Annotated in this window: 11 protein-coding genes; 5 read left to right on the top strand and 6 right to left on the bottom strand. The window is 41.8% G+C overall.

Features of this window, described 5'->3' with window-relative positions:
* Positions 1-193 precede the first annotated feature (193 nt).
* The 4 genes from apaG to QM629_RS07515 all read right to left on the bottom strand — a co-directional run bounded on the left by apaG (position 194) and on the right by QM629_RS07515 (position 4523).
* A complete protein-coding gene (gene apaG, locus QM629_RS07530; protein ID WP_415158788.1) occupies positions 194-580 on the bottom strand; it encodes a Co2+/Mg2+ efflux protein ApaG in 387 nt (128 codons plus the stop codon).
* A gap of 167 nt (positions 581-747) precedes the next feature.
* The gene (locus tag QM629_RS07525; protein ID WP_415158786.1) at positions 748-2379 is read right to left on the bottom strand and encodes an OstA-like protein; all 1632 of its coding nucleotides are present in this window, start codon (positions 2377-2379) and stop codon (positions 748-750) included.
* Entirely contained in the window at positions 2376-3386 is a 1011-nt protein-coding gene (locus QM629_RS07520; RefSeq protein WP_415158784.1) for an MlaD family protein, read from the bottom strand. The genes QM629_RS07525 and QM629_RS07520 overlap by 4 nt, the downstream gene beginning before the upstream one ends.
* A gap of 171 nt (positions 3387-3557) precedes the next feature.
* The gene (locus QM629_RS07515; RefSeq protein WP_415158782.1) at positions 3558-4523 is read right to left on the bottom strand and encodes an N-acetylmuramoyl-L-alanine amidase family protein; all 966 of its coding nucleotides are present in this window, start codon (positions 4521-4523) and stop codon (positions 3558-3560) included.
* 223 nt (positions 4524-4746) lie between these two features.
* Between QM629_RS07515 and QM629_RS07510 the strand changes: the two genes are divergently transcribed.
* Positions 4747-7335, top strand: a complete 2589-nt coding sequence (locus QM629_RS07510; protein ID WP_415158780.1) for a putative LPS assembly protein LptD — start codon at positions 4747-4749, stop codon at positions 7333-7335.
* Positions 7336-7518: 183 nt separating this feature from the next.
* On the top strand, positions 7519-7740 hold the full coding sequence (locus QM629_RS07505) for a YtxH domain-containing protein (RefSeq protein WP_415158778.1): 222 nt from the start codon (positions 7519-7521) through the stop codon (positions 7738-7740).
* Between the two features lie 195 nt (positions 7741-7935).
* Here QM629_RS07505 and QM629_RS07500 read toward each other — a convergent pair whose 3' ends face one another.
* The gene (locus QM629_RS07500; protein ID WP_415158776.1) at positions 7936-8652 is read right to left on the bottom strand and encodes a head GIN domain-containing protein; all 717 of its coding nucleotides are present in this window, start codon (positions 8650-8652) and stop codon (positions 7936-7938) included.
* Positions 8653-8849: 197 nt separating this feature from the next.
* Between QM629_RS07500 and QM629_RS07495 the strand changes: the two genes are divergently transcribed.
* Positions 8850-10694, top strand: coding sequence for an ABC transporter ATP-binding protein (locus tag QM629_RS07495; RefSeq protein ID WP_415158774.1), 1845 nt, complete (start codon positions 8850-8852; stop codon positions 10692-10694).
* A 186-nt stretch (positions 10695-10880) separates the two neighbouring features.
* On the opposite strand, the gene QM629_RS07490 is transcribed toward QM629_RS07495, so the two are convergent.
* Positions 10881-11228, bottom strand: coding sequence for a 4Fe-4S dicluster domain-containing protein (locus QM629_RS07490; protein ID WP_415158772.1), 348 nt, complete (start codon positions 11226-11228; stop codon positions 10881-10883).
* Between the two features lie 55 nt (positions 11229-11283).
* Here QM629_RS07490 and QM629_RS07485 point away from each other — a divergent pair, with 55 nt between their 5' ends.
* Both QM629_RS07485 and QM629_RS07480 read left to right on the top strand, forming a co-directional pair.
* Positions 11284-12285 (top strand): acyl-CoA reductase, encoded by a 1002-nt coding sequence (locus QM629_RS07485; protein ID WP_415158770.1) that lies wholly within the window; start codon positions 11284-11286, stop codon positions 12283-12285.
* 35 nt (positions 12286-12320) lie between these two features.
* Positions 12321-12824 carry a TlpA family protein disulfide reductase gene (locus tag QM629_RS07480; protein WP_415158768.1) on the top strand — a complete coding sequence of 168 codons (504 nt, stop codon included), beginning with the start codon at positions 12321-12323 and terminating at the stop codon, positions 12822-12824.
* Positions 12825-13110: the final 286 nt, after the last annotated feature.

Raw genomic sequence — 13110 nt, 5'->3', positions numbered from 1 at the left:
CCTGTTAAATACTCGGCTACGATTTTTTCCCTGCTTGCCTCCAAGGCAGGTTTTGGTTTTCTTTTTTGACTCATTTTGTGTGAAATTAAGTTAACAGTTTTCTGTCAACCTATTTCAGGACAAGTCAAGGGGACGTAAGTTATTGTTTTATTGGTATAGTTCGGTTCGCAGTTTGTAGCTCAAAGCTTCTTCTTCAATTCATTTTAAGCGGGGCAATTAAATCGAAGGGCGGGATATTTACCCGGAATTTTTTTTTGCTGTTGAGATTTTCCATTTCGTAAGTGCCTATCATGCGGCCAAGTTCACTGCGCAAATTGCAGCCGCTTACATACTGAAACTGTTTGCCCGGCTGCAATACAGGCTGTACGCCCACAACGCCTTCGCCTTCCACATCGCGGTATTCGCCGGTGCTGTCGAAAATTTTCCAGGTGCGGCGCAGCAATTTTACGCTGAAATTATTTTTATTTTCAATTGTAATGCGATAGGCAAACATAAACTCGCTGCTGGCCGGATTGCTGTAATCTGACTGGTAAAAGCTTTCCACACTTATTTCAACGCCTTCCGAAATTTTTGATACCATTCCTTATTTATTTGCAGCAATAAAGATAGGGGGATTGAAATAAATTTCCTGTAAACAGTGCGTGTGAATTTATATAACCCTGAATTTTACTGCAGACTGCGGTATGGCCTGGTGCAATCCTGATTGGAAAGATTTGTTTTAACCCGGATGCAAAGATTTTTATCTGGTTAATTGCCAAATAACTCATATTTGGTTTTAGGACGGCGGTCAACAAGCCATTTAAAGCTGCGCAGCCGCATTTCAAAAGGATTGGCCTGGCGCATGGGGTAAGCCGTGCCGATAACATTACTTCTGAACACAACCTTATCTGCCTGCCTCTCCCTGAAATACATGTCAATAACATCAGACGTAGCCCTGTTTGCGCTAATGAATTTGCTGCTGTCGTCCTGTGCATAATAAATGCTTTCCGCATTGCCTTTGGCGCGCACCGAATCAAGTTCGCCATTGGTAAAATAACCATTGATGGTGCGGCCTTTTACCTGGTTGTAATATTCGGGCCCTACTTTTTCCACGCTTAATGCATTTTCAAAAACATACATGCGCTTGGGTTTTTTATTGAGGGTGAAAAGATAAATGGTATCGCCGCTTATCTGGCTTTCGCGGCTCCATACCACCGGGTCTTTAAACAACCTGAACGCCGAATCTTCTGATGAATAAAACAAGCTGTCGCCAACGGCCTGCAGCGAGTCGGAAAATATTTTTACATTCCGGTAGGCTTCCACAAAACGGTCTCTGGCGCTGTCCTGTTTCGCCCTTGCCGAATCGCTTAGCACAACGGGATCTGTAGCGGGCAATGAATCAAGTATTGCGGGTATATTCCTGAATTTTTTAAGCGTGGAAAGCCTTCCTGAAAATAAGGTATCAGCAGCAAGAAAAGTGGAATCTTTATCCTGCTTTATAATCATCACCGGTTTTTGTGTAGCCAGCAGCGACGATTCTTCGCCTTTGCTTTTAAGGTTGTTTGCAATTATGGTAACGCCCTGTGCGGTATCCCGGTAAATAACATGGCCGCTGGCTTCGCTATCCCTGGTTGAGTCGTTGCTGGCCACTATATCTGCATCAAGCATGGTAGTGCTGTCTTCAATATGCGGGCGTTTGCCAAAATAAGCTTTCTTTTTGGCAAGATCGTAATAACCATCGCTGGTAAATATCTTCTTCTTATCGCCACTGTTTATTATGGTGGGAACTGTAAAGGTGGCCACATTGGTATAAGTGTTAAACAGCAATGTGTCTGTAGTGATGGTGTAATCAGGGTTTACCAGTACCACATCTTTCTTGAAATAAACGTCTTTGGTTTCGCCGTAATAATAACCTTCTTTGCTGGTAAGCACGGTTTTTTCGCTTACCACTTTTCCGTTTTTTGTATAAATGCCTATATGCGTGTTCAGGTCGTAATCAAGGTCGGGCGTGGTAAGCGTTCCCTTACCGTCGGTTAGTTTTACATTGCCTTTGAGGTAAGCTTTTTTTTCGTTGCCGAAATAACGCAGGTAATCAGAATAGGTGTGTATGCTGTCGTTATCATTTATATGCACATGGCCAAAAGCCTCCAGCGTATTTTTGGTTTTGTTCAATACTACGCTGTCTGTGTAAAACAAGGTAGAGTCCTGCCTTATCTTAACATTGCCTGCGGCCGACTGAAATTCCGCCGAATCAATTTTCTGGTAATTCAGCCGCTCTGCATTAAGGATAATGATCTTCTTTTTTGACGTGGTATCGGCAGGCGGCTGGGCATAAAGCGATGAACATACAAAAAGAAAAGCTATGCTGGGAAAATAAACTATCGCTTTATGCTGTATCATGGTTTTGCCTCAGATGAATCTTTTACCGGAAGCGGTTCTGTAAGATAATCTCCTTTATCTTTTTTGCCAAATATGGAAATGTTCACATAACGTTTCGGGTGAACGCGAAGATCATCAAGCAAAACATTTAAACTGCGTGTAATGTTGTTAAGGTTATTATATAATGCCTTATCGTTTATTAGAGCACCGATAGAGCCATCGGTTGAATTAACGCGGTTTATAATGGATGACAAAGAATCTGCACTTTGTTTAAAACCATTTACCAGGCCATCAATATCTGCCTGAGATAAATTCCTGGTAGTGGCCTGCAGGTAAGAAAGCGTGCTGTCTATCTTTTGGTTATTCTTTGCAAGATTGCCTGTAAATGCATTGATGTTGGCGAGAGATTGAGCCAGGGCGCCCGTTTGCACATTCAATAATTTTTGCAGTGCAATGGTTGATTCCGAAATATGGCCTGTGGCGTTATTAAGGTTGGTAATTACGCTGCGTATATTGCCTTTTGTAGTGGTATCGAGCAGCGTATTAAAATTCCTCATCAGCGAATCCAGTGTTACCAGCGATGCTGTTAGCTGGTCGGAAAGCGGCCCGAGTTTGTTGCTTAGCTGGCCTAACATGCCACTGCCTTCCTGGCTGCGCAGGGTATCGCCGCTTTTAAGAAACTGGGAACTGCTGCCAAGCTGGATATTCAGAACCGGCGAGCCCAGCGGGTTTGATTCAATGGTGGCCACAGAGTTTACCGGTATCTGGTAATCCTGTGTTAGCTTTATTTCCACCACTAAATCTTTCAGGGATGGATCAGACGATGTGCTGTAAATAGTTCCTATCTGGAAGCCATTTGCATAAACCTCATTGGATGATGAAAGTTTTTTCAGGTCTGAATATTTAGCGTATAAAAAAAATCCTGTTTTTAACACGCTTTTGCCTTTTAAAAAATTAAACCCGAGAATGAGGAATACTATGGCTACTGCAGTGAGCGCACCTATTTTAGTTTCATTCGAAATTTTCATGTTGGAATTTGTCTTTTATACCAAGGCTGTAATATTTAATATACAATCATGCCAGGATATTGTGGAGCAAAGCTAAATGATATTGCTTATTGAACAAAAGCGCATGCAGTTTTCTATGCGTGGGCGTAACAACGGCAAAGATTGCATTTATGCATTCCGGCATTGCAAAACTTACTGCAAGGAGTCTTGTGAAATGGTTTGGAAAGTGTTTGTTTCCAAAGCGTTTTTATAATGCATTACCGCATTGGTAATGGCGCTGCAAATTTCCTGCTGGCCATCGGTACTGTTAAGATAATCTTCATCTTCGGGGTTGGAAATAAAGCCCGTTTCCACAAGAATGCTTGGCATGGCTGTGGCCTGTAATACCCAAATGCCAACACCTCTTTGCTTTGCTTCACGGCTGGTGCGGCCGATCTTTATAAATTCTTTTTCCACATCCAGCGCAAGATTGGCGCTGCGCTGAAAATACTGTTGTGTTTTAAGCGTATAATATATTTTTTTCTCCGGTGAAGAAAGGTCAAAGTCGGCAAACTGCGCGGCCGAAGCACTGTCTGCATACAGCGATTCATTTTCCATCATGGCCACTTCCTTATTGTCATTCCTGTCTGCAGCCCAGATAAATGTTTCCGTTCCTTTGGCCGGGTTGGGTGTTGTCCAATACCGGTAGGTGGGAACTTTTTTTGTATGCTTCTTTCTTTTTTTGCCTTTACCTGTATAATATGTATGGGTTTTGTAGCCTGTCATTTCACTATGCGAAATAGGCCTGGCAGAGTTACAGTGAATGCATATAAAAAGGTCTCCCTTGGCAGCATTGGCCTTGGCAGCTTTTGCTTTGGGATTATCAAAAATATCTGTGGTGCGGGTCATTACAATTTTAACATCTGGCAATGCCTGCTGCAAAGTTGCCTGCAGTTTTAATGCTATGGCAAGTGTGACATTTTTTTCGTAAGAATATTTTCCTCTTGCACCAAAATCTTTCCCTCCATGCCCGGCATCAATTACAATGGTGCGCAGTGTATTTTGCTTTGGGCTTTTGGAAACAAGCGGTATCTTATTTACAGATGGGGCGAGCCTGAAAGACGCACAACAAAAAATAACTATAATGAGAAAAGAAATGGATGCAATTTTTCTTTGCATGATTTAGTAAGTTAAAAAGGTTTCTTTACAAATCTTTTATGCTATTAAACTATATTTTTGTTCCGGATGTATGCAGAACCAATATAATAAACTGTACGCAAATATAAAAACCGCAGTAATCTTTTTGTGCGTATTAACGTTTATAACGTTCCCATTACTTGCTAACAATAGGTGCATAAATAAATTTCAGCAATTATTAACAATACCCGTTGATACAATTCCCGTGCATGCAGATTCAATCGCGCCGGTATCTAATGATACGCTGCAGCCAAAGAAGGTTACCAGAAAGCCTTTAAATATTTCCGATTCGGTTTCTTTTGTTGAAAAAGACACTTCCGATTCCTCGCGCAAAATTGCAGTGGATACAACCTTGTTCTCTAAAGATTCGCTTAGCGCCCCGATCAGTTATACGGCAGACGACAGCGCTGTATTGCACATACCCGAAAAACAGTTCCTTTTATACGGAAAGGCAAATACAACCTATGAAAACATGAAGCTTGATGCCAATACCATAGAGTATGAACAGAGCAGGAACCTTGTAAAAGCGTATGGTGGCACAGATACTTCCAAGGGGCCGCTTAACCTGCCAACTTTTGTTCAGGGGGATGAAACCTCTATAATGGACACCGTTTTTTTTAACATGAAGACGCAAAAGGGCCTTACCAAAAACACCTATTACAAAGCAGGCGAAATGTTTGTAAATGCCCAAAGGGTCAAGAAGGTTGAAAAAGATGTGGAATATGCGTATCGTGGAAGGTTTACAACCTGCAACCTTGATACACCGCATTTTGCCATACGGGCAAGAAAGATTAAAATAGTGAATGATAAAATAGCGGTGTCAGGCCCGGCCTTCCCTGAATTTGAAGGTGTGCCCATGCCCGTTGCCATACCATTCGGCATTTATCCGTTGCAGCGCGGCCGGCATTCCGGTTTGCTGCCGCCGCAATTTACTACCAGTGATTTATTTGGCCTGGGGCTTGAAGGGTTAGGCTATTATGAGGTAATTAATGATAACTGGGATACGAAGATAGAGGGCAATATTTATTCTTATGGCGGGTGGCAGGCTGATCTTACAACCGAATATTATAAACGGTACAAATACCGCGGCACATTTGCCCTGAGCGCGCTGCACACAAAAAGATTAAATGATGATTATTATACCCTGGCCACCGATGAATTTTATACCAGCAACACGTACCAGGTGAGATGGAGCCATTCAAGGGATAGCAAGGCAAGGCCCGGCACTTCATTCAGTGCCAGTGTTACGGCAGGCAGCACCCAGTATAATAAGAATGTAACCACAAACGCTTTACAGAATTATAATAATAACCTCGCCTCGTCCATTACGTACAGTAAAACCTGGGGGCTTGGCAATAACCTCAGCGTTTCTTTAAATGAAAATCAAAACAGTGTTACCCGTCTTATCAACATGAACCTGCCTACTGTAAGCTTTTCTACCCCCACCATTTACCCGCTTCAAAAGAAAGATCAGGTGAGCTCGCTTAAATGGTACCAAAAGCTGGGCATTGGCTATTCTGGCAATTTCCTGAACGTAATTTCTTTTTACGACTCTGCCATTAATTTCAGAAGATTGCTTGATACTACCATGTGGGGCGTTACGCACAGCATTCCTATTACACTTACGCTCCCGGCCGTGGGGCCATTAATTTTTGCTCCTTCAATAAGTTACCAGGAAAACTGGTATGCCCAAAAGGTGGATTATAACTGGAATGGCAGCACCAATAAAGTTGATACATCCATTCTGAGAGGGCTTTATGCGGCAAGGCAAATGACCTTTGGCATAAGCATGAATACGCGGATTTTTGGTACGTTCAATTTTAAGAATTCAAAGCTGCGGCATGAAATAGACCCTTCCATAGGCATTAGTTACAAACCCAACCTGGTAAGCCAGTTTTATAAAAATGTGCAGGTAGATTCTGCCGGGGATATAAGGCGCATATCGCAGTTGCAGGGCAATGTGCTGGGCGGGTTTAGCGAAGGCCGTTTTGGCGGTATTACATTTTCGCTGGGCAACCTGCTGGAAGCCAAGAGAAATGCCAAAGATTCCACCAATGCAGACAGTGTAAAAAAAATAAAGATACTCGACAATTTCAGCATAAGCAGCGGTTATAACCTGATACCGGACAGCTCTAATAAAGAAACGCCTATAAGCGATATCAGTATAAGCGCGGGCACCAGTTTATTTAATAAAGTAAACATAACGGCCAATGCTTCAATAAGCCCCTACAGGGAAGATACGGCCGGCCATTATCATTTGCTTTGGAAACAGGGAAGCCTGGGGCGGTTTCAAACCGGCAGCCTGTCTTTATCCACTTCGTTAAAAAGTAAATCGAAAGACAACCAGACGGATGAACAAAAACTGGCCAATAGCAGCAGCAGTGAAACGCTTACGCCCGATGAGCAACAGGCCCAACTTGATTACATACGAAGCAATCCTGCTGAATTTGTGGATTTTAATACGGCATGGACGCTCCAGCTATCTTATTCATTAAGTTATAGCCACGTGCTGCAGTCAGACCTTATTCATTATAAAGATAACCTGGCCACCAATGTTAATGTGAACGGAACAATAAGCCTCACGCCCAAATGGCAGTTAGGCGGCGGTTTTTATTTTGATATTATTACCCAGAAATTACAGGCGTCCAGCATATTCCTCACCAGGGATATGCATTGCTGGCAAATGACGATGAACATAAATGTGGGCACCTATAAATCGTTTAGCATTACACTTAATCCCAAGTCCGGTATTTTACGCGACCTTAGAATAAACAAACGCTTTCTTCAGCAATAATTATTTCGGGTGCATTCAAATTTTCGCAGGCGCGTATTGCCAGCCGCCTGCAGAAATCGCTGCCGGCTTGGTGTATAGCCGGTCGGAAAACTATGCAAGGGGCAAAATTTGAAACGTACCTCATTATTTCTGGCAAGGTTGTTGAAAAAATTGACTATATTACATCATTAAAAAATTTTTTTTATGAGTGCACAAAAAATATTGATTGCAACATTATCCGGTTTTGTTGCTGGCGTAGCCGTTGGTTTAATGGTTGCTCCTGCAAGCGGCAGTGAACTTCGTCAACGCATTGCAGATTCCGCCACCGACCTGGCCGGGAACGTGAAAGATAAAATACGCAATTTACGAGGCAAGGTTGAGGATGAATTAGACGACCTTGCTTATGATACAGGTGAGGAAGAATAGGCAGATGGTTTGATGTTATCAATAAAAAATCCGGGAAGCATGCCCCGGATTTTTTATTGATAACCCAGTTAAATTAGCTTCAGCGTTTACCAGTTCCGGGACCGGCGGGTGTAAACTTGCACTGCGGAAAATTAAAAGGAACATTAAACAATCTGTGAACAAGCGATCCCGTGAACTTATAAACTTTAAAACAGCCTAACCCTGCTTTTTAACTTTCCCTCCGCTGCTGTTTGAAATATTGGTTACGGAAGCGCTGCCTTTATATTTAATACCGCCACCGCTGCTTGCCGAGGCATCCAATGTTTTGCTTACGGTAATTTCTATATCGCTGCCGCTGCTGGCATCTGCCTTGCAGGTTTCTGATACCAGGTCGTAACCATTAAAATCACTGCCGCCGTTTGTAGTAATGCTTACATCGTTTACTTTGCCTTTTATATCCATATCGCTGCCGCTGCTTTGGTCAACAACAAGCTTTGCAGCGGTAACATCGCCCTTAAAATCAGCGCCCGATGATAAACGGATGCTTAGTGTATTTACGTTAATATTTCCATCGGTTAAAACATCTGCACCGGAATTAGCTTCCAATGCATCCAGCGTTGTAAAGCTTACATAAGCTTTTAATTCTTTTTTTACATGCCAGCCGTTCATGCCCTTATTGTCGAAGTAAATTTTGAGTTTGCCATTGGAGACTTCTGTTATTATATGGCTTCTTATTTCGGGCGAGGCTGCGCTTACGGCAACCGCTTCTTCTTTGCCCTGTGTTATAATAAGATCAATACCGGTTGAAACTTCTATTGCATGAAAGCCGCTTGCTTTTCTTGCTTCGGCATTTGCATCGCGTATTACCGTAGATTGGGCGTTCAGTATGGCTGCATAGCTTAAAAACGAAAAGAGAATGAATAATTTTTTCATTGTATGCCTGTTTTATTATTTAATAATAGAATCATTTTTATACGTACCTGTGGCCAAAATGTTACAGGTTTGTTTATATTTTTTCCGCAACAAAATAAAAAACATCATTTTAAAACAGTTTGCTGTTTTGGTTGAACGGTAAATGAAGTAAACAGGCCGGCGTATTTAATTATTACCGTTTACCTTTGGCGTGTATTATGGGCGAAGCTGAGCAAAAAAAGTATTTCGATCTTTCGGTACTGAGGCGCGTTTTCACTTTTGTAAAACCTTACCGCTGGCGTTTTATTGCAAGCATCATACTGGCTGTTGTACTTTCATTTTTTACACCGGTGCGCCCTTTCTTCATACAGTTAACGGTTGATAAGGCTACGGGCAAAAATGTGCATACGCCATGGATCATTGATTTGTTTTTTCCTAACCGCGACCTGAACAATGCATGGCAGTTTATTATTGCGGTAACCATATTCCAGGTAGTATTTATTTTTATTGAAACGGCAGCGAGGTTTTATTTCAGCTTTATCACATCATGGCTTGGGCAAAGTGTGGTGCGGGATATGCGCACAGCCGTGTACAAAAAAGTGCTCGGGCTTAATTTAAGGCAGTTTGACAGAACGCCTATTGGCACCCTTACCACAAGAACGATTAATGATATTGAAAGCATAAACGATATATTTTCTGATGGGCTGATACCCATTTTTGCCGATCTGCTTTCTATAATTATTGTGCTGGCTACCATGTTTGTTACCGACTGGCGGCTTACTTTAATTGCACTGGCACCTTTCCCGTTTCTTATTATCGCCACGTATTATTTTAAGGAGAGTGTAAACAAAAGCTTTATACAGGTGCGAAATGCAGTAGCCGCTTTAAACGCTTTTGTACAGGAGCGTATTACAGGCATGCAGATCGTACAGGCTTTTACTGCGGAAGACAGGGAGATGGAGAATTTTAAGAAAATAAACCGCCATCACCGTAATGCCAATATCCGTTCCATATTCGCCTATTCTGTTTTCTTTCCTATTGTTGAAATTGTGCTTGCGGTTTCTACCGGTTTGCTGGTTTGGTGGCTTGCAGGCCAGGCTGCTTCCAACCCCATAAAAAATAAAGAACTGGCCGGCGAGCTGGTTGCTTTTATTCTTTACCTTAACCAGATATTCAGGCCATTGCGTGTAATTGCCGATAAGTTTAATGTGATACAAATGGGCGTGATCGCGGCCGATCGTGTGTTTAAAGTGATGGATAATCCAGATATATTGCCACCTTCTCCGGAAGATGCTTTTGCGCCGGCACAAAGATTAAAGGGCAAGGTTGAATTTGATGATGTATGGTTTGCGTACATAGAAGAATATTATGTTTTAAAAAATGTTTCCTTTAAAGTGGAAGCGGGCGAAACGGTGGCGATCGTGGGGCACACCGGCAGCGGCAAAACATCAATTATTAGTTTGCTGAACAGGCTGTATCAAATTAAAAAAGGAGAAATAAAGCTGGATGATATAAATGTGGAGCAATACAATATTGATGCATTGAGAAGAAACATTGCCGTTGTGCTGCAGGATGTTTTTCTTTTCTCCGGTTCGGTTATGGACAATATAACACTGCATAACAGTGATATACCGAGGGAAGAAGTGATGGAAGCGGCGAAGCTGATAGGCGTGCATGATTTTATTATGCGGCTGCCGGGCAATTATGATTATAATGTAATGGAGCGCGGTAATACGCTTAGCCTGGGCCAGCGGCAGTTAATTTCGTTTATACGGGCGATATTATTAGATCCGGCGGTGCTTGTTTTAGACGAAGCCACCTCATCTATAGATTCGGAAAGCGAGCAGCTTATCCAGAAGGCTATTGATACTTTAATAACCGGCAGAACGGCCATTGTGATTGCGCACAGGTTATCAACCATTCGCAAGGCAGATAAAATTATTGTACTGGATAAAGGAGAAGTAAAAGAAACAGGTACACATGAAGAATTGCTGGCAGTAAACGGCTATTATGCAAAACTGCACAACATGCAGTTTCAAAAAGCTCAACCGGCTGCTGTTTAAATAATAAAAGGTGAGCGTTTATTACCCTCACCTTCTGTTAACGGGAAATATCACCCGCTTTTTTAATGTTGCTTTTCGCAACAGTTTCTGATGGTGTTTTCTAAGCCAGCTATTATATCTTCAGTATTTCAAAAGTATCATCTTTTCTTTTTCCAAAGTAAAAAAGCTATCTTAAAAATACGGCTTTTATATATGCAATTTATCTTTTTTAGCCAGTAATTCTTCCACTGTTTCCTGGTACATTTCATCCGGGACACAACAATCAACAGGGCAAACGGCGGCACATTGCGGCTCCTCGTGAAAACCCTGGCATTCCGTACATTTATTGGGTGTAATATAGTATGTGTCAACCGCCAGGGGCGCCATGCGTTGCTCGGCATTCACAACTGTCCCATCCATTAATACCACTTCCCCGCGCACGGTTGTGCCATCTGCAAAAGCCCACTCAACGCCGCCTTCATAAATAGCATTATTAGGGCATTCAGGCTCGCAGGCGCCGCAGTTTATACATTCATCTGTTATTTTAATTGCCATAACTTTTATTTTATATCTGGTTAAATATTTTTGCGTGTAAAATTACGCATCAATAATGAATATTAACGAACGGGTTGATTTACTGGTAAGGCTGGGTGAATATTGTATGGCGAATGATGAAGCGCTGCGGGCTGTGAAGCAAAGGGCAAACGCCCAAAACCCCTGGTTTAGCCCGGCATTTATTGACCTGGCTTTACAAAATATTGCGCAATGCTTTTTGCAGAGAGGCCTGCTTGAGGCATGGATGAAAAAATATGACCTGCCTGCCATGCTCCCGGCCCCAAAAAATACCGGTATTGTAATGGCCGGCAATATTCCGCTGGTTGGCTTTCATGATTTTTTATGTGTGTTTATAAGCGGCGGCAAGGCTATTATAAAGCCGTCTTCAAAGGACGAGGTATTAATAAACTATCTTGCACAGAAGCTCATTGAATTTAATAAAGAAGCGGCAGCTTATATAATGTTTGCAGAAACGCTTAAGCATTGTGATACCTATATTGCTACCGGCAGCAATAACAGCAGCCGTTATTTTGAATATTATTTTTCAAAATACCCCAATATTATTCGCCGTAACAGAACATCGGTTGCGATTATAACGGGTAATGAAACGGAAGAAGAACTGGATTTGCTGGCAGACGACATTCAGCTTTATTATGGCATGGGATGCAGGAACGTTACCCGGCTGTATGTGCCGGAAGGGTATGATTTTATCCCCCTGCTCAATGCTTTGAAAAAATACAATTACTTCGCCGATTTTCACAAGTACAAAAACAATTACGATTACCAACTGGCTTTGCTTATCATGAACCATAAGTTTTATATGACGAATGATTCTTTGATATTAACAGAAGGCGATAGCGTGTTTGCGCCGGTAAGCCAGGTTAATTACAGCTTTTATAATGAGCCTAAAACACTGGCTGAAAGTTTGCAAAGAAATACGGATGTTCAATGTATAGTTGGAAGAAGCTTTATTCCTTTTGGCAAAGCGCAGTCCCCATCGCTTACAGACTATGCTGATGGCATTGATACCATGCAATTTTTAAAGCAGTTAAATTAACCGCGAATTGAAAATAGAAAATTCAAAAAACTATTATGAAAAAATTATTATTCCTGTTTATAATCTGTATTAAGCTTAACCTGCTTTATGCGCAGGAAATGGATACCATCCCGCCTTACCAGAAAGATTCATTGCATATTCCAGCTTTTACTGTTTTAAAAACGGACAGCACTTATACAAACGATAAGGCTGTTCCAAACGATAAGCCTGTTGTTATTATTTATTTCAGCCCCGAATGCGGCCATTGCCAGATAACCGCTGATGAGTTCAGCAGGAAGATGAAGGAAATGAAGGATATTTTTTTTGTGTGGGTAAGCTATTATTCCCTGCCTGAAGTACGGGATTTTGCCAAAAAGTTTAACCTGCAGCAGTTTAATAATATTATTATTGCGAGGGATGAAAATTATGCTATACCCTCTTATTACAGGGTAAAGTTCACGCCATTTATGGCCTTATACAATAAGGCGCATCATTTAATAAAAACCTACCCGCAGGGAACGGATGCCGATACATTGATAAAATTGCTGAAAGATGAATAAACAGGCCGGTTTAAAGGGCATGCCATAAGGATTAGAGACATAAAGCCCTGGTCTTTGTTTTTTTGTGGTAAACCATATAATCCATGTAAGATTATGTTATAGTAAACACAGGATGAATTTGTGCATTGGCTGTTTGCACCTGCTTTATAGGAATGTAAGATTATCTCACATTCCTGCACGTCATTCCCGCGACCTGTTCCGGTTTATCGGAAAGGCGGAAATCTCATAATCATGCTGTATAAGCAAGGATGACTTTATAAAATGTATATTGGTACACGATAAGTAT

Origin of the sequence: Parafilimonas sp. (assembly GCF_047606085.1) — a bacterium.
Classification (GTDB): Bacteria; Bacteroidota; Bacteroidia; order Chitinophagales; family Chitinophagaceae; genus Parafilimonas.
Note: the sequence above shows the minus strand (reverse complement) of the source record. Positions and strands in the feature narration are given on the sequence as shown.

Bases quoted from the DNA above. Each gene is read 5' to 3' on its own strand.
- QM629_RS07520 (WP_415158784.1), bottom strand. From the start codon at position 3,386: ATGAAAATTTCGAATGAAACTAAAATAGGTGCGCTCACTGCAGTAGCC.
- QM629_RS07490 (WP_415158772.1), bottom strand. From the start codon at position 11,228: ATGGCAATTAAAATAACAGATGAATGTATAAACTGCGGCGCCTGCGAG.
- QM629_RS07485 (WP_415158770.1), top strand. From the start codon at position 11,284: ATGAATATTAACGAACGGGTTGATTTACTGGTAAGGCTGGGTGAATAT.
- QM629_RS07525 (WP_415158786.1), bottom strand. From the start codon at position 2,379: ATGATACAGCATAAAGCGATAGTTTATTTTCCCAGCATAGCTTTTCTT.
- QM629_RS07505 (WP_415158778.1), top strand. From the start codon at position 7,519: ATGAGTGCACAAAAAATATTGATTGCAACATTATCCGGTTTTGTTGCT.
- QM629_RS07495 (WP_415158774.1), top strand. From the start codon at position 8,850: ATGGGCGAAGCTGAGCAAAAAAAGTATTTCGATCTTTCGGTACTGAGG.
- QM629_RS07480 (WP_415158768.1), top strand. From the start codon at position 12,321: ATGAAAAAATTATTATTCCTGTTTATAATCTGTATTAAGCTTAACCTG.
- QM629_RS07500 (WP_415158776.1), bottom strand. From the start codon at position 8,652: ATGAAAAAATTATTCATTCTCTTTTCGTTTTTAAGCTATGCAGCCATA.
- apaG (WP_415158788.1), bottom strand. From the start codon at position 580: ATGGTATCAAAAATTTCGGAAGGCGTTGAAATAAGTGTGGAAAGCTTT.
- QM629_RS07515 (WP_415158782.1), bottom strand. From the start codon at position 4,523: ATGCAAAGAAAAATTGCATCCATTTCTTTTCTCATTATAGTTATTTTT.